The organism is Verrucomicrobiota bacterium, from assembly GCA_019247695.1.
Lineage (GTDB): Bacteria > Verrucomicrobiota > Verrucomicrobiia > Chthoniobacterales > JAFAMB01 > JAFBAP01.
In genome coordinates this window covers 20,828-41,731 of the sequence record JAFBAP010000090.1, presented here as the reverse complement: position 1 = coordinate 41,731, position 20,904 = coordinate 20,828, and the positions used below count along the sequence as shown (strand labels likewise).

Genomic DNA, 20,904 nt, shown 5'->3' with positions numbered 1-20,904 from the left:
AGTTCGGAGTTCGGAGTTCGGAGTTCGGAGCGGCATCATGGAGGTTAGGTGCGAGTGTCAACCTTAGATTTACCGCCAAGTCCTCTTAATCTGTGTAATCTGTGGATGTTTTCTCTTTTCTGCGTTCTTCTGCGTGTTCTGCGGATGATTCCGTCTTCTCGCGGTGTGAGCGTGCACCTCGGGGGAGGTCGGACCTGGTTCTACGGCGCCTCCGAACTCCGAGCCCCGAACCCCGAACTCTCTCCTCTTCCCGCCGTGTTCGCCGTGGCTCGCCGTGTTCGCCGTGTGAACTCTTACGTTGCGCCCGCCAAATCGCCGTGCCCACTGTGTGACCTTAATCGGTGTCAATCTGTGTAATCTGTGGATGTTTTCTCTTTTCTGCGTTCTTCTGCGTGTTCTGCGGCTGATTCTGTCCCCTCACCGCGTTCCGCCGGACGATTGGACCCGGTGATACGACATCTCCGAACTCCGAGCCCCGAACTCCGAACTTCTTCCGCCGTGCCCGCCGTGTGAAGGAAATGAGTTGCCCCCGGCTTCTGGTGTCGCACAACAGTGGCAAAAGGGTTTAAATAGATGAGGTGTGAAATTTGTCCACGCGGCCGACATCCATCTCGACAGCCCCCTTCGTGGACTTGAGCGCTACGAAGGTGCGCCGGTCCATGACCTGCGCAGCGCGACCCGCAAAGCGTTCGAGAAGCTGGTGGACTTGTGCCTGGAGGAAAAGACCGATTTCCTTTTGATCGCCGGTGACCTCTATGACGGGGATTGGCACGATTACAACACCGGCCTGTTTTTCAGCCGGCAGATGTCGCGGCTGCGGGAGGCGCAAATCGCCGTGTTCCTGATCCGCGGCAACCACGATGCCGAAAGCAAGATCACGCGCCAGCTTCGTCTGCCGGACAATGTGCACAGTTTCGCCGCTCGTGAAGCCCAAACGATGCGGTTGGAACACCTGGGGGTGGCGCTTCACGGCCGGAGTTTTGCCACCCAGGCCATGACGGAAAACCTCTCGCTCTCCTATCCGGCGCCGCTCGAGGGGCTATTCAATATCGGTATCCTCCACACCAGCGCCGATGGCCGGCCCGGACACGAAAACTACGCTCCGTGTTCGCAGAACGACCTTGCCGCCAAGGGGTACAGCTACTGGGCCCTCGGTCACATTCACCGGCGTGAAGTGCTCAGCACCGGTGAGCCCTGGATTGTGTTTCCGGGTAACCTCCAGGGTCGCCACATCCGTGAGACCGGTGAAAAGGGCTGCACGCTGGTAAGCGTCAACGACAACCATGAAACCGTCATCGAGCATCGGGTCCTCGACGTCGTGCGCTGGTACGAATGCGATCTCGACGTCAGCGGCCTGAATGCCACGGACGATTTGCTGGCCCGGGTGCAGGCGGCGCTGGGCCGTGCGGTTCGGAATTCCGGAGACCGTCTGCTCGCCGTCCGGTTGACCCTGCGCGGTTCCTGCGAGGCGCACCGCGCGTTGGCCACCAGACCGGACGAATTCATCGCCGACGTGCGTGCCCTGGGTAACGACCTCGGTCAGGTCTGGATCGAACGCGTCGACTTCAACACCCGCGCACCCATCAACCTTGACGCCATCGCGCAACAATCTGATCCCCTGGGCCAATTAGTCAGGTTTACCCGGGCGCTGACGACGGACCCGGCTCGCCTGAGGGAATTGGCGGCGAATTTTCAAGACCTCAGACGCAAGCTGCCGGCTGAACTGGGTGAACGGATTCTCTCAGATGAAGCTGCCATCACCGGCGAAATGCTCGGGGATGTCGAACAGCTCCTGGTTCTGCATTTGCTCGCCGCGAACGAGCCGCCATGAGAATTGTCGCCCTTGAGTTCGTCGCCTTCGGCTGCCTGAGCAATGTCCGCCTCCGCTTCGGCGATGGAGAAAAGGAAAACTTCCATCTCATCTACGGCGAGAATGAGGCCGGCAAAAGCACCGCATTGCGGGGCCTGACCAATCTGTTTTACGGGATTCCCGCGCGGACCGCAGACGTTTTCCGGCACAAGGGCCGCGACCTGCGAATCCGTGCGGAACTGCTGAGTTCGAGCGGGGCGCGCCTGACGATCGTCCGGCGTAAAGGGCAGCAGAAAACCCTCCTTGACGGAGATGACCAGCCTTTGCCGGACAGTACGCTTGGCGAGATGCTCGGGGGCATTTCGGAGGAAGCCTTTACCAGCGTGCATCGTCTGGATCACGAAGCCCTGGTGCGCGGGGGGGAGGATTTGCGGGAGGGCCGCGGCGATCTTGCGGAGAGCCTTTTCCAGGCGGGTGCCGGGGTCACCGGTTTGCACAAGGTGTTGAGAGAACTCGAAGGACAGGCTGAGGCGATCTTCAAGCCACGGGGACGCCAGCCATTAATCAACGGCGCGATCGAGAGATACCAGCAGGCACGCAAGCAGAGCCGTGAATGGTCGGTAAGACCATCCGATTGGGCAAAGAAACAGGAGGCTGGGGCTGAGTTGGAGGCGGAACTGGAGCAGCGTCAGGGTGAGCTCCGGCGGATGCGGGCCGAGCAAAAACGCCTGGAGCGTCTCCAGTTTGCCTGGCCCCCTGCGGCGCGGCTCCGAGAGGTGCGGTCAGAACTCAGCGCGCTTGGAACGGTGGTGCCGTTGCCGGAATCTGCGGCCCGGGAACGCGCCGAGGCCGAACGCACACTCCGGGATGCGTCTGCCCGCGTCGCGGAGGCCGGACGCGAAGCCCGCCGGCTGGAAACGGAAATCGCCGGGGTGCACGCGCCCGAAGCGTTGATTGTACAAGCGGCGGCCATTACGGCCCTGAACCAGCGCCTCGGCGCCTTCCGCCAGGCGGTTGCTGACCTGCCCACGCTTCGAACCAGAGAAAGCCGTGACCGCGATGAGGCCGGCGCAATTCTCCAGGACCTGAAAGCCAGGCTGAACGGTGAAGCGATCGCTAAACTTGATTTGTCTGCCATTGAACGCGACCGAATCGAGTCGCTCGCCAACCGGTATCCGGCCCTCATCCAACGCATGCAGGATGCCGCCGAAAGGGCAGGCACGGCAGGTGAAGAGCTGGCGCAGAGCCGGGACCTGCTCAACGCAACCCCTGCCGCTCTCGATCCGGCGCACCTCCGGCAGGTCGTAACCCGCGCGCAAAAGGGTGGCGATCTGGAAGCTCAACTCCGGGAGGCGCGTACCAGGTTGCAAACGCTCCAGCAACAGGCGGAGTTGCAAATCAGCCGTCTCGGGCGTTGGAACGGAACGGGACCGGACCTGGCCAGGTTGCCCTTGCCATCCATCGAAACCGTTGACCGGTTTGAGTTGGAATTCGCGGAAGCCGGTGAAGCACTGAAGGCGGCTGAGCAACAGCTTAAGGAGTTGCAGGAAATGGTCAGGGAAACGGACGCGCGAATTCAAGCCGTGCAGTTGCGCGGTGAGGTTCCGACGGAACGGGAGCTCGAACTGAAGCGGGATCGTCGTGACCGCACCTGGCAACAAGTGCGGCGTGCCTGGCTCGGAAGCGCCGGGGACGACTCTGCGGAACACCGGTTTCAGCCCGGAAAATCGCTGGTTGAAGCCTATGAGCACGCGGTCGCCGAGGCGGACGCGGCCGCCGATCGTTTGCGGCGCGAAGCCGGGCGGGCTGCGCAATTGGCCCAGCTGCTAGCCTTGCGTGAGGAAACTGAGGAACGGTTGCTCGACGCGAGCCGGGACGTGGAGTTGCTGCTCTATCGAAAGGGCGTTCTGACCGGCCAATGGGAAACGGCCTGGAGCCCGAGTGCAATCCAGCCGGCGCCCCCCCGCGAAATGCGTGCCTGGCTCGGGCGCTGTGCCGAGGTGCTCCGGGTGCTAGACGTGTGCGGCACCGAAGCCGGCGCGGTTCAGCGCCTGGAAGAACTCGCGGATCGGCATTCCGCCGAAATTCGTGACGCGCTGGCGACGCTTGGAGCACCGGCCGCGCCGGGCGCCGGATTGGCGGCCTTGATCGACTGCGGCCGCGAGCTCCTTTCCCATCTCGAGCAGGCGAGAACCCGGCGTGAGGCGCTGGCGGCGGAGGTCCAACGGCGCACGCGGGAATTCGACAAGGCGGAGCGTGAGAAAGTGCAAACCGCAGAACGGATCGCCGGATGGCAGGAGCAATGGAATGCGGCCGTTGCCGTGCTCGGGCCGGCCGAGAAGCTGGACGCGGCTCAGGCCCTGGCGATGGTGCGTCGGATCGACGTTTATCATCAGAAGGCAAAAGATGCTGAACAGCGCCTGGCCCAGATCGCGGCCCTGGAATCCATGGTCGTGCGGTTCGAAAAAGACGTTACGGACCTCGTGCCGGCGGTTGCCGCCGATCTGCACGGCGTACCGGCGGATCAGGCCGCGGCAGGACTCCAAAGCCGCCTGATGCAAGCGCAACGGGATGCCGAACGCCGCAAAGCCCTGGAAGAACAATTGGCCCAGGCGCAGGCCACGATCGAGCAAAGCCAAGCGGAAGTTCGCCGCGCAACTTCCGATCTCGATTCCCTGCTGCAACAAGCCCAATGCGCCGATCGCGATGAACTTGTGGCCATGGAGCAGAGGGCGGCGCGGGCGCGCCAGCTTACTTCTGAGGCGGAGCAGCTTGTGCACACGCTCGTGCCGTTGAGCGGCGGTACTCCCCTTGAAGACTTCCTCGCGGAGCTTGCGGAAGTGAATCCGGGCCGGCTCGCAGCCGAGGCGGAGGCCCTCACCGCCGGCATCGCGGAGCAGGAGGCAGCCATCGGAAAATTGCAAACGGCCGGCGGCAAATTCCAAACGGAGCTCGAAGCGATGGACGGAAGCGAGCGCGCCGCAGAAGCCGCCGGCAAGGCCCAACAGGCTGCGGCTCAAATTGAATCTCTAAGCGCTCGCTACCTGCGCCTTCGCCTCGCGTGCAGCATCCTGCGCCAGCAAATCGAAATTTACCGGGAAGAAAACCAGGGGCCGGTGATCCGGCGTGCGAGCGAGCTGTTTCCGAAACTGACCCGGCATTCGTTCGCGTCTCTCAAGACCGGCTTTGACGAGAAAGATCGCCCGGTGCTGCTGGGGGTGCGCCCTCATGACGAAGAGGTGATGGTGGCCGGAATGAGTGAAGGGACGCGGGACCAGCTCTACCTCGCCTTGCGCCTGGCCAGCCTGGAGCGGCAGTTGGAGGAGAGCGCCGAGCCGATCCCGTTTGTCGCCGACGATATTTTCATCAGCTTCGACAACGACCGGGCACGCGACGCCTTCCGCGTACTGGCTGAGCTGTGTCCGAAAACCCAGGTCCTCTTCTTCACTCACCACGCTCACCTGATCGAATTAGCCAGGGAGGCCGTCCCTCCCGATCTGTTGCAGGTTCACCGGCTCGGCGCGTGCAGCCCTGAGGAAATGCCACGAATGAAACCGGGTGCCGGGTGACGGGTAACGGGTAACGGCTTGCGGAAGCGGCGCCAATGTCAGGTCTTCCGTTCCTCTTTCCGCCGTGGTCGCCGTGTTCCGCCGTGGCGCCGTGTGAGTCTTTTACGTCGCGCCCGCCGTGTGACGTTAATCTGTGTCAATCTGTGTAATCTGTGGATGTTTTCTCTCTTTTCTGCGTTCTCTGCGTGTTCTGCGGATGATCTTTTCAATTCAACCCTCCAAAACAAAACGGGCGACGGATGAATTCCCGTCGCCCGCACTCAGATGTGATCGTTGGAGGCTGTTTCGCTATCGTCCTTGCAGGAAGCCCGGCGTCACTGCCAGCCCGGCGTTAATCGTTGTCCTCTCGCTTGACCCTCACCTTTTGTCCGGTCTGGCGATCAAGGTAAGTTTCCTTGTTGCCTTTCTTTTCAATCAGTTGGTAGCGACCGGTATCTCCTTGAACCTGTTCGGTCGTCACCACGGTTTCGGCTGCCGGTGCAACCTGTTCGGTAGTGGTGGTCGTCGTGGTCGTCGCAGCCGAATGATGCTCAACGATCGTACCTGCGTCATTCACGTAAACGACCCGCGAGCCGCTGTCGCCCCTGACGGTGACCGCATAAACGTCGCCGTCCCGGATTACCCGGGTTACCGAGGTCGGGTTGGAAATGTGGGTCTCTCGGATAACCGTGGTTTGGACCGTCTGAGGAAGCGTCGTGAATTGGATTACGTCGTCTGCACGCACGAACCCAACGGAACCGAGCACGGCGACGGCCAGGAACAGAGCTTTAATTTTCATATCTATTAGATATATTCGCTTGGCAGGAAGGCAATGTCTTTTTAGTCAGTTACCCGTGCGTCGGGCCTGAGGCGCCCTCCCATCTGCCCCGCCCGGGTAACCAGTCCACGCGCCTGATCTGCCGTAAGTGTCTTCGTTTCGACGAGTGCGGGGCAGCGCCCATTCAAGGAACGCACAAATTTCGCCGGGTCAGCGGCAGGGCTGCCGGCTGGCGCCCGTCAGCCGCCCGGTCAGGTTCAGCGGGGCAACGCGCCAGGTTTGAGGCCGGCGGCTCGGGCCTCGGGAGCGCACCAATTGCGATCCGAATCCAAGACCGCAATCGCGGTGCGTTCGTACGGCTGAGCGCCTCCGCGGGACGCGGCGCCGATTGTCACGACCAGTCATCGGTGAGCCACGATCACTTAGCAGACAACCTCACCGTGCAGGGAATTCACCTTTAACCTCCATGAAGACCTTACTCCGTTCGTCCATTCTGGGTGCGGCCCTGGTTGCGCTTGTCCAGGTGTGCCCGGAGGCTGATGCCGCCGGCCGTAAAACCCTCGAAGTATTTTCGTGGTGGACTTCCGGCAGCGAGGCGTCGGCGCTGGACGTGCTTTTCCGGATGTATAAAGAGCATAACCACGGGGTCGAGGTCATCAATGCCGCCGTGACCGGTGGCGGCGGTTCTGCCGCCCGCCCCATCCTGCAGACCCGGCTGGCCGAGGGTAACCCGCCCGATACATGGCAGACCCACCCGGGTTACGAACTCCTGGCGCGCTACGTCGCTCTGGAAGCCTGCGATCCCGTGACCGATCTCTACGAGAGCGAAGGTTGGAATAAGGTCGTGCCCAAAGCTCTGCTCGATGAGGTAACCAAAGGCGGCGACATGTACGCCGTGCTGGTCGGGGTGCACCGCGGGAACGTCCTCTGGTACAACAAAAAAATCCTCGAGAAAAACCAGATCAAAATCGATGGCGCGCTCACCTTTGACCAGTTCTTCGCGGCGGCCGAAAAGCTTAAAGCGGCCGGCGTTGTGCCGCTGGCAGTGGGCGATTCCGGAATTTGGGCTACCGCCGAAATCTTCGAAAACACACTTTTGGGGGTGCTGGGACCCCAAGGCTGGCGAGACCTGTTCAACGGTAAACTTGCCTTTGACGACCCGAAAGTGAAACAGGCGGCCCAGCTCTACGGCAGGATGCTGGATTACCAGAACCCGGACCACTCAGCCCTGACCTGGGATGGGGCAGTCCGGGCGGTCATTGAGGCCAAAGCCGCCTTCACCTGCATGGGTGATTGGGTCTACGGTGAAATGCGAAAGGCGGGCTTGAAGGAAAATCAGGATTTCGGCTGGGTTGATCATCCCGGCACGGACGGCAGTTTCATCGTCGTGGCGGACGGCTTTACCCTGGGCAAGAGCGCACCGGACGTAGTCGAGGCCACGGCGTGGCTGCGATTAATCGGGAGCAAACAGGCCCAGGAAGCGTTTGACCCGTTGAAGGGCGCCATCCCATCCCGCACCGACGTGGACAAAAGTAAGTTTGGCGAGTACCTGCAATGGTCGATGTCGTCCTTCGCCAAGGATGACCTCGTGCCGAGTTGCGTGCATGGAGAGGCTGCGTCGGCTGCCTTTCAACAAGCCATGGAGGATGCGATCAGCCTGTTTGTCGCCGACCGGGACGTGAATCATCTTACGGCTGCGCTCGTCCAGGCGGCCAAAGATTATGGCCTCCAGAGATAAGGCGCGGCCCGGATCGATTTTGCCGGGCCGACTTTGGTGTGACTATTTGCCCGATGTTCGTTATTAGATAACCGATGAAGGAAAGCCCCTCGACGGCCCCGGCCGAGCTACGTCGACCGAACAGACGCCGGTTATGCGGCTTTTAACCGCGCATTTATGAAGCATCAACTTGCGGAAGCCCTCCATGCGGCACCCGTGATTGCGATCCTGCGCCGGCCGCAGATCGACATCCATGCCTGCGTGGAAATGCTTTTCGGCCGGGGCATCCGCCTGATTGAGATGACGATGGACTCGGCCGGCGCCGCCGGCGTCATTCGAAACGTCAAGCGTCCGGAGGGCGCCATGTTCGGCGCCGGTACCGTAACGCATCCGTCGCTGGCGGAAGAGGCATTGGCGGCGGGAGCGGATTTTCTGGTCACCCCCAACTTCCACCCGGACGTGATCGCGATCAGCCGTGCCCATGGAATTCCGATATTTACGGGCGCGATGACCCCGACGGAAATCTACAATGCGATGGCCGCCGGTGCGGATTACATCAAAGTATTTCCGGCCGGTAGTTTAGGCCCGAAATATTTCCGTGAGATTTTGGCTCCCCTGGCTTCGGCCCGGCTGGTGGCCACGGGCGGGGTCACCCTCGACAACGCGCCGGAGTTCTTTGCCGCAGGGGCGCAGGCCGTCGGCGTCGGTGGGGCGTTGATCCCGAAACGCCGTGAGGACTTTGCGGCGTGTGCTGCGGCTGCCGACCGCCTGCTTGAGGCTGCACGCAAGGCGCGTTCATGAACGATTCCGCTTTTGACGTTGTCACTTTTGGAGAGGCGATGCTCCTGCTTTCTCCTCTCGATCTGCCTAACCTTGAAATGGCCGCAAGCCTCCATCTGTCGGTCGGGGGGGCGGAATCCAACGCCGCCATCGGTTTGGCCCGGCTGGGACACCGGGTGAGCTGGGTCAGCCGGCTCGGTGCGGACCCGTTCGGCAGCCGGGTACTCAAGGTGATCCGTGGCGAGGGCATCGACGTCAACCGGGTGCAGCGAGATCCTGTGGCGCCAACCGGACTCATGTTCAAGGAAGTGCGTCCGGGCAATGCAACCAAAGTGTTCTATTACCGGAAAAACTCGGCCGCCACGGCGCTGCGGCCGGAACAATTCGCGGGCTTGGCGGCCCGTTACCTTTTCGTGACCGGGATCACTCCTGCCATCAGCCCTTCGAATCGTGAATTGACCTTGGCCGTGGTCGACCAGTTTCGAGCGACAGGCGCCAAAATCGTTTTCGATCCGAATATGCGGTTCCGGCTTTGGGGCGCCAAGGAGGCGCGCCCGGTCCTGCTGGAACTGGCCCGGCGGGCTGACGTTTTGCTGCCAAGCCAGGTAGAGGCTGAACTGCTGGCGGAAACGAACGACCTCGATCGTGCACGGGAGCGCCTGCTCGAATTGGGGCCCACCCAGGTGGCGATCAAACTCGGCGGCGAGGGCGCCCGATTCGCGGATGGCCCGCGGAGAGGCACGGTGCCGCCGTTTGCCGTGCCCGAGGTTGACCCGGTCGGAGCCGGCGACGCCTTTTGCGCCGGGGTCATATCCGGGTTGCTCGATAAGGTCGATTTCCCGGATGCCGTTCGCCGTGGCGCCGCTCTGGGCGCATTTTGCGTCGCTTGCCAAGGTGACTACGCCGGCCTGCCCACCCGGGCCGAACTGGAGACCTTTTTGGCCGGGCAAACCGAGCCGGGGCGCTGAGCCCCGTAGACAAAAGAAACGCGCCTCCCTCGACGGGAGGCGCGCAGAAACAGAGCAGCGTAAATCGAACCGAAAAACCGGTGACCGGTGACCGGCCCTCCCCGGTTCGCGTCAGGCGCGACGCCGCTTCAGCAGGTTCTGGAATCCGACGAGCGAGACCAACCCGACGCCGATCAGGGTCAACGGAGCCGGTTCGGGGATTGCGGCGATCGAAATACCCCCCAGGCCGATGTTAGAGCTACGCACGTTATTGCCCAGTAACGGGTTCGGATCATCCTGGAACGTGAGCGTCACGGTGCTGCCGGTGCCAACGGTGAAATTAGCCGTTTCCGAGGTCCACGGGGCGGTGGCGCGCGTTGCCGGGACCGGACTCGTGGTGAGGAACGTTGCGTTGGTCAAGCTGCCGCTGGTGATCCCGGAACCATTCAGGCTTACCAGAACGCCGGACGTACCGCCTTTGTCTACTCCCCGGTCGACGCCAACTTCCGTCGAGATATAAAAGCTTAACGTGTAAGTACCCGGAGCCAGAAACAGTGCCTGGCTGAGCGAGGCGCCTTGCGTAAAGTGTTCTTGCGTGCCGTTGCCCGTGGTGCTGTCGAGCTGTACGGCGTAATTAAAACCGGGCGGGGGATTGTTCAGGAAGAAGAAGGCACCGTTTTGGGCGTCCGGATTCGTTGTGTAGTAATAAACGTTTGAGTCGGCGTTCTCGCTTTTACTTGCGGTCCAGCCTGTCAGCAAGGTGCTCGAGGTTTGACCGGCGGGAATGATCCCCTCTGCGTTTACTCCGGGCGGCAAACCGGGACCGGCGAGGTCACCATTGACTAATTGTGCGTGCGTTTTGCCGCTGAACAGCAATGAGGTAGCCAGCACCGACACAATCAGAAGCGTGCTGCGTGAAAGTGAGGCGAAGCGTTGCATAAAAAGAATCTGCAATAACTCGCCCGAGAATGGCGAGCCGCTTCTGATTCGGCGATAAAATTTCGCGCTTGCTCGTTTAAATTACTATATTTTCTGCTAAAAATATACAAAAGGGGAAAAAAGAACAACTTAAAAGCACCCCCCCTGAATCGCTCCCGGGGGACTGCGGCCGGTTTCTCGGGATTTGTGCGTCTGAGTTGTCCCCGGCGCTGGTGCGATTGGCTGAGGTCAAGAGATCGGGCCGGCCGCTGGGGCCTGCTGGGGACGGTTACCCGGGCCCTCATCCCTTGCCGCAGCCAACACCCACCCTTCTAAAGCATTGCGGAATACGGATTTTCGCGTTACCTGAACGCCTGTGAACGCGGCTGAGGAGGAAAGGCTGAATTCTTAGCGCCTGGTAAAAGCAGCACCTGAGACCCCCCTTTCCCTCTTCGGGCGTTCATCACGCAACCGTCCTCGTAGTTCAACGGATAGAACGGAGGTTTCCTAAACCTTAAATCCGGGTTCGATTCCCGGCGGGGACAAATACCCTCAGCACGAGGCGCTTACGAACGAAGACTTGCCCTAAACGGGCGAAGTCATGAGGGAACCGGCATCATCCCGGGCGCGTTTAGAACCGGCTCGGTCGTGGTGGGAAACGTATACCGGGGTGCCCCGCCCGACGATTGCCCTCTGCTGGTTGATCGACTGTGCGAATGGTTTTCCAGCAGCGATTTCTCGCCTCTGAAGGGGCTGGAGACAGTTTACGCCATCGTCAAAACCGTTGTGGCTCACCTATATCTAGCGTGGATTCACCCTTTCGATGATGGCAATGGGCGCACCTCGAGACTGGTCGAATTTTACTTACTCCTGCATGCCGGCATCCCGTCGCCGGCGGCTCACTTACTGAGCAACCATTACAATCAAACGCGCACCGAATATTATCGGCAACTCAGAAATGCCAGCGCTTCAGGCGGAAACATATCTTGCCATTCGTTCATTATGCGGTTCGCGGATTGGTCGGCGGCCTAAAGGAGCAACTAAGCCGTATCCGTTTTCAACAATGGGACGTCGCATGGCGCAATTTCGTGTACGAGACCTTCCGAGAGAAGACGGGCAAAACTTCCAAGCGTCAAAGAGATCTGTTGCTTGACTTACCTGACCAGCATTTTGTTCCCGTCAAGGTGATGGAATTGACGCCACGGCTTGCCAAGAACTATGCTCAAAGCACCTTGCGAACTCTGCAGCGAGACCTGGACGCTTTGGAGAAGATGGAATTGCTGGAGAGAAGCCATAAGGGTGTCCGTGCCCGCAAAGAAATCATTTTGGCCTTTCTTCCCACCCAGAAAAGGCCGAATGTGTAATATCAAAGCCGTGGCTATCCGGCACGCCGAACTCTTGCCTGGAAAAGCGCGCCGAGGGCGCCCCTCGGACCGATAAAATCAGTGCCCTGACAAAGAGTTTGCCCAGGCTTGGACTTGCCGGCAGGCGAAAACGGCAGCCGAGGCGGGGCAGCAAGAGTCCTTAACGGTCGCTCAAGAATCGCTCGATCCGGTCCAGGCTTGCGTTCGTCGGTCGCCGCGTGGACCGCTGCTTGGGGTGAACGCGTAATATCGCGGCGCCAGGGCGGCACAACCTCCCCTGAAAGGTCCATGCTTGCCCCGCTGACGATCGGTTCAATTTAAATGAACGGATAGATCGTACCACGCTCAACCTGTGACCGGATCATATAACCCCGGTGCAATATCAGTAAGATAACCGGATTTGAGCAAGATAAAGGAGCCGTCGGCCCGACCCATTGCAAAAAACGCATTTCTGATCTGAAAGCCGGTCACAATGTGCGCATAGGCCATCCATTCGGTCGATCGCGGCGAGGCAGAGCCGCCGAAGTAAATCTCGACTGACGAATGGTACCCCGCGTCGACGGCAATTCGCCTTGCCGGGCCTGCGAGCCCGGCGAGGGCGTGGTCTGACCCACCGTCATGAAAACGGAACGGCGTAAATTCTGAACCTGGAACCGAGATGGCCGTAAACAACTTGCGTGCACCTTCGCGTACCGTTAGGAATGCATCCCTAATCTGGTTCGCAATCTCTCGGCCGAAGCGCTTCTCCAAGATTGGATATGCATGGCCGACAAGCTCGTCAGTGACCTTGGAAATCGTTTCTGAGATAGAAAATAGTTTCTTCGCCAGGCCCGCCTTTTTAGCCGCACTTTTTAATGCATCACTAACACCGCGAATCTTCGTGATCATCCCAATCAGGTCGAGGAGTTCGTATTTGTCCTCATTTTTTATCCCGTTGAAGCGATAGAGAGCATGCTCCTTCAGGCTATCCTTTATTTCAAAGCAATAGTCCGCCGTACTCGGGACAAGGTACGACACCATGTGACCCGCCAAAAAACTAAGCTCGCCAAATGCCTCTTTAACAGGTTTCAGCAGTCTGTCCTTTAGCTGGCCAAAGATGAAATGCGGAACTGGTTTGTCCAGAAAGTCAGAAATCTGCTTAAGAACTTGTGGAAGGGGTTCTTCTATTTTCTTGAATTTGAAAAAATAGATCTCTCTAATAGAAAATGTAGACGACTTTTTTTGTTTCGCTCTGGTAAAGTATATCGCAGACCTGTAAATTGCTTGTACGTGCTCGACTTGTTTTGGTCCCTTTTTGCGTGCTCCCGAGAGTAATGGGTCTTTTTCCGACTCCTCATCCCCGTGGTCGATAATCATCGGTTCCAACTGAAAAATCGAAAGAGATGAATCCGTTTTCTTCTTTTGGTCAAACCGTTTGTCAATCTCGTTAAAGATGTTGGTTGCCCTTCGTGACCCAAGGTCGAAATTGTGCGTCGATTGGCCCGTTGCACTGGCTGACCCGTGCATAATCAGGTTGTAAGTTCCAGGACCAAGTCTCTTTACGGCCCTGATGATGAAGGGCACCAGGGTCGAGTCCAGAAAATCCGTGTGCTCCTTCACCGGCGTGGACTGGTCAACGTCAAAACAGAAGTAAACGCCATGGCCTCTCACGACGAGATGTTTGCTAGTCTGTTCAGGGATCGATTCGCTGTACTCGATGGATTTGGCCATTTGCTTCCTTTACGTTAGTGTATAGAGCTCCAAGCGATGGGGCGCACCTTGGAAGGATTTGAAGCCCCCTACACACGGAACATTTCGTTCCTTGATGGCTTGGGTGGAGACCAGTTTCTTCGGCGAAAGTGGAATAGAAAACCATAATACGTTAGAGTGATAATGCCCGGTTTTTGCGCAGCGGATCGCCTGCAATCAGCTTCCCCTTGGTTAATGGCTAACGCCTGCAGGATGATCGGATGGATGGGACCACTCACACCGTTGGCAACGAGATCAGAAACGTCGGAAGCTATGCGGCCTGGGTCTCGGGGATTACCTCCATAGCGGGGTACCAGCGCGACAGGGTACCGCGCCAGGTTTCATTCAGCACTTGGGTTCAGAGCTGCAGTAAACCATCGTGGTCAGCCGCATCGTCGGGTGGTACCGGTTCAGCAGGTACTCCGCTTTCGGATGCGAGCCCCTGGGGAGTTCGCGAACGGTGTCGCTGCCGGCTTTGATTCAGGTTTCTGTTCGGATTGCCGCCTGCTTCAGACGCCAATTGCTTGGTCTGACGGGTTTGCATAACAGCCATTTAGCGCGAGTAATCAAAAAGGAGTGAACGATAAATGCATCGAAGCGTTTTCCCGATTATCCCGCTGCTCGGTTTAGTGACCATTTGCCTCAATTGGCCAGGGGTTCCATCGGGGGATGCGCAAGCTTGCGGCGGCCAGGGCGTGGCCGTTCAAGCGCTCGGATCCGGAGGTCCGGAGTTAGAAGACAAGCGGGCGTCCAGCAGCTACCTGGTGTGGCAGGACGGACAGGCCCGGGTGTTAGTGGATGCGGGCGGCGGCAGCGCGCTTCGATTCGATGAGAGTGGCGCGAGAATGTCCCAGCTCGACGTGATCTTGTTCACGCACTTCCACGTGGATCATTCTGCCGATTTTCCCGCCCTGATCTTCTCGTCATGGTTTGAGGGGCGCGACCGGCCCCTGCCCGTCTACGGCCCCGGGGGCAACAGCGAGTTTCCATCGACGGTAGGTTTTGTGCGCGCGTTCTTTCAATACCGGACCGGGGTTTATCGGTACTTGAGCGAGCTGTTGCTCCCTCAAGGAGACGGCAGCTATGGATTGCAGCCTCACGACGTGGCCGGGGACCCCGCCGCGGTGGTGTTTCGTGGCGAACGCCTTTCAGTGTACGCCGATCGGGTCATCCATGGGCCTGTACCGTCCTTGACGTGGCGCGTTGAGATTGGCGGCAAGGCCATCGTGTTTAGCGGCGACACGAATGGCGAGGGTGCCGACCTGGTGCACCTGGCTAAAGAGGCGGATTTACTTGTTGCGCACAACGCGGTTCCGGAAGGGGCTGCCGGGGTAGAGCGGCAATTGCACATGCCGCCTTCGGTGATCGGACAAATCGCTCAGGCGGCACACGTCAAGCGGCTCGTGTTGTCGCACCGGATGCTGCGGACCTTGGGTAAGGAAGCCCAGAGCCTCGAGGAGATCCGGAAAAAGTTTGCGGGCCCCGTGGCCTTTGCAAACGATCTTGACTGCTTCTCCGTACCGTAACTTTCTTCGTTGGCACGGTCCCCAGGTGATGGTGTCCCTCCAGAATTCGCCCAATCCGATCGGGAAGCTGCCGTCGAACCGGTGATATACACGATGGAAAACGACCTCTCCCTGAATAAGGAAACCCTGAAGTTCCTGTCGGACCTCTCGCTTGCCGCCGGTTTCCTTTCGATTGCCGTCTCGCTCATCAGTTGGTTTTCCAAACGCAACCAGAATCGCGATCACGCCGAGCGTCTGGCCATCTTCGTTGGGCTCTGGGTACCCAGCTTCTTTGCCCTGTCGCACCGTCTGGCGCGGGCCGCCGAGGAAACAGCTTTGGGTGGCCTGGAACAGGAGAAAGGGATCAAGCAACTGGCCAGTGATTTCCTCGAAGAAGTCAGCGGCGTATCGCGCAAGTCGTAACCGGCTCTTTATCGATACGGATCCGGCTATCAGCGGTTTGCTAAACCGGCGAGTGCGGCGGCCGGTTCCCGGCTGCTGATTCTGCCGGGAATCGTGGATCGGTTCACTGAGTTGAGCCGCCATGACCACCGCGGAACCCGAGTACGTGCCCGAGCCACTTTATGAGGTCATGGTCCAGTTGGTCCCTACACTGGTCCAAGCCGTGCCGGCAACCCGGGTAAAGGATCAGCTGTTTCGGCGCACCCGCCCGGGCGTAAAGCGCACGCGAGCACGTGTCAGGCAGCACCTCGTCGGCGGTACCGTGGATCAGTAGCAGCGGTCGTGGGCTGAGCGCGCTTACCGTGCCGAGGGCTCCGCTGGTCTGGCTGCTCAGGGCAGCCACTCCCAGCACCATCTCACCCGCTGCGACCCCGGCCGTGATCACCACCGCGCCTCCGAAGGAATGGCCGACGAGCACGGCCCGGCGTTTCCCCTGAGTCCCAAGCCAGGCAAGGCCGACCTGGACGTCCGTCACGCACTCGCCCAGCCGTCCGGGGTAGCGGTAAGCTAGCTCGAGCGAGGCAATGCCCTCGGCCCGGAGTTGACTGCCCAGCCGCGTGTAGAGTCCTCCCGCCGGCCCGCCCAAGCCGCCCCCGGCACCGAATACCCAGAGCACCACTCCGTCGCCCGGAGCCGGGTGAAGCCGGCCGGTGATGTCGCCTGCGTCGGTCACAAGGCGCACGTCCTCTACGCCATCGTGCACCCCCGGGCCCCGCTCGACTTTGCGGAGGGTGATGGGTGACGGGACGCGGCCCGAATGCGGTCCTGGGAAAGCTTGTTCCTGAACCAGCAAGTGGACGGGTTTCTTGTTCATTTACGTACGGTGCCACCCCGGACGGTGCCTGTCCCTCTGAAGATGAGATCGTGCGGCGCGGCATTCCTCATAGCGCCATCATAGCGCCATTGGGGTCTGTCCCCATTCGTGGGGTCTGTCCCCATTCGTGGGGCCTGTCCCTATTGGTATGGGGTCTGTCCCTATTGGTATGGGGTCTGTCCCCATTCGTGCGGCCCCGCTGAACGGCTCAGGCCTGACCCGCCCTTGTGACCTGTCCCTATTGGTATGGGGTGCCTCGACGCGGGAGGAAATGGGTGAAGGCCCAACGCGTAGCGGCCGGAACGCCCGTAACTCAGCGCCGTTGTGACCTGTCCCCGTTTGCGGGACCTGACGAGCGGACCTGTCCCCGTTCGGGAGTATGTCCCTGTGTGCGGGACCTGTCCCTGTGCGCTTCACTGGGGGAAGCGGACCTGTCCCCGTTCGAGACGAGAGCATGTCCCTGTGCGCGGGACCTGTCCCCGTTCGAGAGCAGAAGGCGGTCTTCTCTGACCTTTCCGCGCCATCAAGCCGCACGCCGTCCAAGCGGCGGAGGCGGCAAAGGGCCGTAATTCCCCACCAACCACGGCCGGCCTTGACGGGAAAGAGAGCCGGCGGCGGAACGTGCGCCGCAGACAGCACTTGCGTTGGCATTCATGGCGTGGTTGTCTTTCATCTTGAAAGTATGATTTTGATAGAAAACTCGAGCTGTCGCAAGCGCGCCCCGGCCTGCGCGGAGCACGGAAAGTAAGCCCTTGATCATGTGCCTTTCGTTGCTGCGACAAACCACGCGGCCCGCCCACCAAATCCTGGAAGACAGGTTAACCGGTGCGCTCGAGACTATTTCCCGTGCGGGTTATGGAATGCTCCTGGCCAAATTTCTTGGGTTTTACCGTCCGATGGAGACGCGCCTCGCGGTGCTCGCAAGCACGCCGGACTTCCCCCGGCAATTCGAGCCCCAGCCAAGGACCGCTTTGCTGGTCAGGGACCTGTCGGCGCTGGGTTTTTCTGAAAACGCGCTTGCGATGATGCCGCTTTGCAGAAGCCTGCCGGATCTGACCGGCGCCGCGCAGGCGCTCGGCGCCCTTTATGTGCTTGAGGGAGCGGCGCTGGGTGGCCAGGTCGTGGCACCGCGACTTCAGGCACGCTTGGGAGTGACTCCCGAGAACGGGGTCGCCTTCTTTTATGGCGCTGGTCCTCGTCAGGTCGCCGCACGCTGGAAGGCTTTCCGGCAGGTGCTCGAGCGCTGGCCGGCGCAAAGTACGGATGCTATCGCCGAGGCGGCATTGCAGACCTTTCAAACGTTTGAGCGTTGGCTTTTTCCGGACGTCACGGCGTCCGGTTTCGAAGGACCATGAACCCATCCCTAGATTTAACGGCGTGCGCCCGGGAGCCGATTCACCAGCCCGGTCGCGTGCAGCCCCACGGGCTCCTGCTGGTTCTACGCGGTCCCGGCCATACGGTAGTTCAGGTAAGCGCCAATGCCGCGGAGGTGCTTGGCCGTGGTCCGGACGCCCTTCTGGGCCAGCCGCTCGGGCCGATGCTCGAGGACTCCTCGGCGCGCGCCGTGGAACAGGCGGCACGGATGGAAGACCCCGGGATCGGCAATCCTTTACCGATTCGCCTGCGGTCCCGGCCGGGTGAAAGCCTGGACGGGATCATCCATCGGGCTGAAGGTAATCTTATTCTGGAATTGGAAGCCGGCCGGGCCGGCGGATCCATTTTGCCGGTGCGCAGCGCCCTCCTGGCGGTTCAAACCGCGCCGACCGTCGCGGACGTGTGCCGGGTCACAGCACAAGAAGTTCGTCGCCTCACGGGTTACGACCGTGTGATGGTCTACCGGTTTCTGGAGGACTGGAGCGGCGAAGTGGTTGCCGAGGACCGGGACGAAAACGTTGCGTCTTACCTCGGGTTGCGCTACCCGGCTTCCGACATCCCGGCGCAGGCGCGCGAACTCTATAGACTGAACCGGGTGCGGCTCATCGCCGATGCGTCTTACGTGCCGATACCGGTTCTCACGCGCGATCCGGAGCCGCCCCTCGACATGAGCCGGTGCGTGCTGCGCAGCGTCTCACCGGTTCACCTCGAGTACCTTTACAACATGGGCGTGGCCGCCACCCTGACCATTTCGCTCGTGATCGATGGAGAACTCTGGGGTCTGATCGCCTGCCATCACAGCAGCCCGAAGTTCATTGACTTCGCCTCGCGGCAGGACTGCCAGTTGCTGGGCGAGGTGACGGCGGCTCAGATCGCGGTGCGCACGACGGCTGCTGCGCAGGAGTACCGGGCGGCGCGGACCAAGATGCTGTCCGATTTTCTCGAGGCAATCGCCAGCACCGGCCATTTTGCGGAAGGGCTGACCCGGCACCGGCCGGACCTGTTGGATTTCATCGAAGCGACTGGTGCGGTCGTGCTGTTTGCGGATCAGATCACGACGCTGGGGTCCGTGCCGGACGACCGCACGCTATTGGAACTCCGGGATTGGTTGTCAGCCAGCCAAGCGGAGCCGGTATTCGCGACTCACACCCTGCCGATGATTTACCCGCCGGCCCGCGGGTGGAAATCGGTAGCGAGCGGCCTGTTAGCCGTGCGGCTCCTCCCGGAGCAGGCCTGCTACGCCTGCTGGCTCCGTCCGGAGGTGGTCCGGACGGTAACCTGGGGCGGGGACCCCGACAAACCTGCTTCCTTCGGACCTGACGGGATACGAATCAGCCCGCGGAAATCGTTTGAAGCATGGAAGCAGACGGTCGACTCGCAATCGCCGGCGTGGACCGGCGTAGAGCTTGAGAGCGCCACGGAGCTGCGCAATACCCTCTCAGGCGCGATCCGGGGCGAACTTGAGCGGAAACGTGCGGCTGAACTGGCGATAACGAAAGAGGCTGCGGAGGCGAGTGCGCGCGCCAAGAGCGCGTTTGTGGCCAACGTGAGCCACGAGCTCCGTACCCCGCTGAACGGCGTGATCGGCATGACGGGTTTGCTGCTGGAGGGAACACTTAACTCACAGCAACGCGAGCTTGCGCAGATCATCCGCAACAGTGCCGAATCCCTTCTGACCATCATCAATGACATCCTGGACTTCTCCAAGATCGAGGCGGGCAAGGTTTCGCTGGAAATTGTCGACTTCGACGTAATTGAAACTGTTGAAGGTACGTTAGACCTGCTGGCCGAACGGGCGTACCGTAAAGGGCTCGAGTTAGCCAGCGCCATCGCCCGGGGCGTGCCGTCTCGATTGCGCGGCGACCCGGGACGGTTACGTCAGATTCTTGTTAACCTCGTGGGTAACGCGGCTAAATTCACCGACCGCGGCCAGGTGGTCGTGCACGTTTCGCTCGAGAGCGAGATTCAGACGCATGCGGTGTTGCGATTCAGCGTGCAGGATACCGGGATCGGGATTTCGCCGGAAGCTCAGACTCGCCTGTTCCAGGCCTTCAGCCAGGCCGATGTCTCGACAACGCGCAAATACGGCGGCACGGGTCTGGGGCTGATGATCTCCAAGCAACTGGTGGCGATGATGCACGGTCAGATCGGCCTGCGGAGCGAGCCCGGCGAAGGGTCCACTTTCTGGTTTACCGCCCAATTTGAGAAGCCACAGTACAGCCGACCCGGCCTTCCCGCGGCGCTGACGCGTCGCGGGCGATTCGAGCTGCGGGTGCTCGTGGTTGATGATGACGCTGCGGTGCGCAGCATCCTGCAGCACCAGATTACCGACTGGGGTATGCAGGCGGAGAGTGCGAAGGGCTGGGACGAGGCCCTGAAGCTCTTACGAAAGGCGGCAGGTGCCGGAAAGCCCTTCAACGTGGCGTTGCTGGACGTGCAAATGCCGAAAGTGGACGGCCTTACGCTGGCTCGTTTGATCAGGTCCGATCCGGCGATCGGGTCGACCCGGCTGGTTGGGCTGACGTCGTTGGTGCACGCGCCAAAGGCCGAAATGCTTAAAGAAGCCGGCATCGACGCTCAGCTGAACAAGCCCGTCAAGCAATCGCTTCTGTTCGATTGCCTGGCGGATGTCACCGGCCGCACGTCGTCCGGGCCGGTCCTGCCGGCAGGCAACCAGATCGCCAAGCCGCAGAAGGGACGAATTCTGGTCGCCGAGGACAACGTCATCAACCAGAAAGTCATCCTGGCCTTGATACGGAAGACGGGTTACACGGCCGACGCCGTGGCGGACGGCGGGGAAGTGCTGGAGATTTTGAAGCGAGTTCCCTACGACCTGATTCTCATGGACGGGCAAATGCCGAACCGGGACGGCTATGAAACGACGGCGGCGATCCGCGCGCTCGAACGAGACGCACCGGAACGGTGTCCATGGCATCAACCCATCCGGATCATTGCCCTGACGGCCAGCGCAATGTCGGGAGACCGCGAAAAGTGCCTGGCGGCGGGCATGGATGATTACCTGACAAAGCCGGTCCGGGAGCTCGAACTGAGGGCTGTGCTGGAACGCTGGCTGGCCGGTGTGGGTAGGTAGGGTCTGGGTCACACGGCGGGCACGGCGGAAGAGAGCGGGCACAACGTAAGAGTTCACACGGCGAACAC

Annotated in this window: 14 protein-coding genes, 1 tRNA gene and 1 pseudogene; 12 read left to right on the top strand and 4 right to left on the bottom strand. The window is 60.6% G+C overall.

Annotation, left to right across the window (positions count from 1 at the left end; all coding sequences use genetic code 11):
* Nucleotides 1-580: 580 nt before the first annotated feature.
* Complete coding sequence (locus JO015_10385) at nt 581-1,831, top strand: DNA repair exonuclease (protein MBV9999507.1); 1,251 nt, start codon at nt 581-583, stop codon at nt 1,829-1,831.
* Entirely contained in the window at nt 1,828-5,379 is a 3,552-nt protein-coding gene (locus JO015_10380; protein MBV9999506.1) for an AAA family ATPase, read from the top strand. Before JO015_10385 ends, JO015_10380 begins: the two co-directional genes overlap by 4 nt.
* Nucleotides 5,380-5,710: 331 nt before the next feature.
* On the opposite strand, the gene JO015_10375 is transcribed toward JO015_10380, so the two are convergent.
* Nucleotides 5,711-6,157 carry a hypothetical protein gene (locus tag JO015_10375; protein MBV9999505.1) on the bottom strand — a complete coding sequence of 149 codons (447 nt, stop codon included), beginning with the start codon at nt 6,155-6,157 and terminating at the stop codon, nt 5,711-5,713.
* A 445-nt stretch (nt 6,158-6,602) separates the two neighbouring features.
* On the opposite strand from JO015_10375, the gene JO015_10370 reads away from it, so the two are divergent.
* The 3 genes from JO015_10370 to JO015_10360 all read left to right on the top strand — a co-directional run bounded on the left by JO015_10370 (nt 6,603) and on the right by JO015_10360 (nt 9,601).
* Nucleotides 6,603-7,874 (top strand): carbohydrate ABC transporter substrate-binding protein, encoded by a 1,272-nt coding sequence (locus JO015_10370; protein ID MBV9999504.1) that lies wholly within the window; start codon nt 6,603-6,605, stop codon nt 7,872-7,874.
* A 156-nt stretch (nt 7,875-8,030) separates the two neighbouring features.
* Entirely contained in the window at nt 8,031-8,654 is a 624-nt protein-coding gene (locus tag JO015_10365; protein ID MBV9999503.1) for a bifunctional 4-hydroxy-2-oxoglutarate aldolase/2-dehydro-3-deoxy-phosphogluconate aldolase, read from the top strand.
* Nucleotides 8,651-9,601: a sugar kinase gene (locus JO015_10360; GenBank protein MBV9999502.1), complete on the top strand. Its 951-nt coding sequence runs from the start codon at nt 8,651-8,653 to the stop codon at nt 9,599-9,601. Before JO015_10365 ends, JO015_10360 begins: the two co-directional genes overlap by 4 nt.
* 111 nt (nt 9,602-9,712) lie before the next feature.
* Here JO015_10360 and JO015_10355 read toward each other — a convergent pair whose 3' ends face one another.
* On the bottom strand, nt 9,713-10,519 hold the full coding sequence (locus JO015_10355; GenBank protein MBV9999501.1) for a hypothetical protein: 807 nt from the start codon (nt 10,517-10,519) through the stop codon (nt 9,713-9,715).
* Nucleotides 10,520-10,971: 452 nt separating this feature from the next.
* Here JO015_10355 and JO015_10350 point away from each other — a divergent pair.
* The 3 genes from JO015_10350 (at nt 10,972) to JO015_10340 (ending at nt 11,862) form a co-directional block, all read left to right on the top strand.
* Nucleotides 10,972-11,043, top strand: a tRNA-Arg gene (locus tag JO015_10350).
* A gap of 103 nt (nt 11,044-11,146) precedes the next feature.
* Nucleotides 11,147-11,530 carry a Fic family protein gene (locus JO015_10345; protein MBV9999500.1) on the top strand — a complete coding sequence of 128 codons (384 nt, stop codon included), beginning with the start codon at nt 11,147-11,149 and terminating at the stop codon, nt 11,528-11,530.
* Entirely contained in the window at nt 11,485-11,862 is a 378-nt protein-coding gene (locus JO015_10340) for a hypothetical protein (protein MBV9999499.1), read from the top strand. Before JO015_10345 ends, JO015_10340 begins: the two co-directional genes overlap by 46 nt.
* 345 nt (nt 11,863-12,207) lie before the next feature.
* Here the strand turns inward: JO015_10340 and JO015_10335 are convergent, their stop codons facing one another.
* The gene (locus JO015_10335) at nt 12,208-13,572 is read right to left on the bottom strand and encodes a hypothetical protein (GenBank protein MBV9999498.1); all 1,365 of its coding nucleotides are present in this window, start codon (nt 13,570-13,572) and stop codon (nt 12,208-12,210) included.
* 605 nt (nt 13,573-14,177) lie between these two features.
* On the opposite strand from JO015_10335, the gene JO015_10330 reads away from it, so the two are divergent.
* Nucleotides 14,178-15,116, top strand: coding sequence for an MBL fold metallo-hydrolase (locus JO015_10330; protein MBV9999497.1), 939 nt, complete (start codon nt 14,178-14,180; stop codon nt 15,114-15,116).
* 111 nt (nt 15,117-15,227) lie between these two features.
* Nucleotides 15,228-15,407, top strand: a pseudogene (locus JO015_10325) (hypothetical protein).
* A gap of 214 nt (nt 15,408-15,621) precedes the next feature.
* On the opposite strand, the gene JO015_10320 reads toward JO015_10325, so the two are convergent.
* On the bottom strand, nt 15,622-16,371 hold the full coding sequence (locus tag JO015_10320; GenBank protein ID MBV9999496.1) for an alpha/beta hydrolase: 750 nt from the start codon (nt 16,369-16,371) through the stop codon (nt 15,622-15,624).
* Between the two features lie 758 nt (nt 16,372-17,129).
* Between JO015_10320 and JO015_10315 the strand changes: the two genes are divergently transcribed.
* Both JO015_10315 and JO015_10310 read left to right on the top strand, forming a co-directional pair.
* The gene (locus JO015_10315) at nt 17,130-17,726 is read left to right on the top strand and encodes a biliverdin-producing heme oxygenase (protein MBV9999495.1); all 597 of its coding nucleotides are present in this window, start codon (nt 17,130-17,132) and stop codon (nt 17,724-17,726) included.
* Nucleotides 17,723-20,836 (top strand): response regulator, encoded by a 3,114-nt coding sequence (locus JO015_10310; protein MBV9999494.1) that lies wholly within the window; start codon nt 17,723-17,725, stop codon nt 20,834-20,836. Before JO015_10315 ends, JO015_10310 begins: the two co-directional genes overlap by 4 nt.
* Nucleotides 20,837-20,904 lie beyond the last annotated feature (68 nt).

What these genes read in the sequence shown, in the direction of transcription:
- JO015_10380 (MBV9999506.1), top strand. Translation starts at nt 1,828, where the DNA reads ATGAGAATTGTCGCCCTTGAGTTCGTCGCCTTCGGCTGCCTGAGCAAT.
- JO015_10375 (MBV9999505.1), bottom strand. Translation starts at nt 6,157, where the DNA reads ATGAAAATTAAAGCTCTGTTCCTGGCCGTCGCCGTGCTCGGTTCCGTT.
- JO015_10370 (MBV9999504.1), top strand. Translation starts at nt 6,603, where the DNA reads ATGAAGACCTTACTCCGTTCGTCCATTCTGGGTGCGGCCCTGGTTGCG.
- JO015_10365 (MBV9999503.1), top strand. Translation starts at nt 8,031, where the DNA reads ATGAAGCATCAACTTGCGGAAGCCCTCCATGCGGCACCCGTGATTGCG.
- JO015_10360 (MBV9999502.1), top strand. Translation starts at nt 8,651, where the DNA reads ATGAACGATTCCGCTTTTGACGTTGTCACTTTTGGAGAGGCGATGCTC.
- JO015_10355 (MBV9999501.1), bottom strand. Translation starts at nt 10,519, where the DNA reads ATGCAACGCTTCGCCTCACTTTCACGCAGCACGCTTCTGATTGTGTCG.
- JO015_10335 (MBV9999498.1), bottom strand. Translation starts at nt 13,572, where the DNA reads ATGGCCAAATCCATCGAGTACAGCGAATCGATCCCTGAACAGACTAGC.
- JO015_10330 (MBV9999497.1), top strand. Translation starts at nt 14,178, where the DNA reads ATGCATCGAAGCGTTTTCCCGATTATCCCGCTGCTCGGTTTAGTGACC.
- JO015_10320 (MBV9999496.1), bottom strand. Translation starts at nt 16,371, where the DNA reads ATGAACAAGAAACCCGTCCACTTGCTGGTTCAGGAACAAGCTTTCCCA.
- JO015_10315 (MBV9999495.1), top strand. Translation starts at nt 17,130, where the DNA reads ATGTGCCTTTCGTTGCTGCGACAAACCACGCGGCCCGCCCACCAAATC.
- JO015_10310 (MBV9999494.1), top strand. Translation starts at nt 17,723, where the DNA reads ATGAACCCATCCCTAGATTTAACGGCGTGCGCCCGGGAGCCGATTCAC.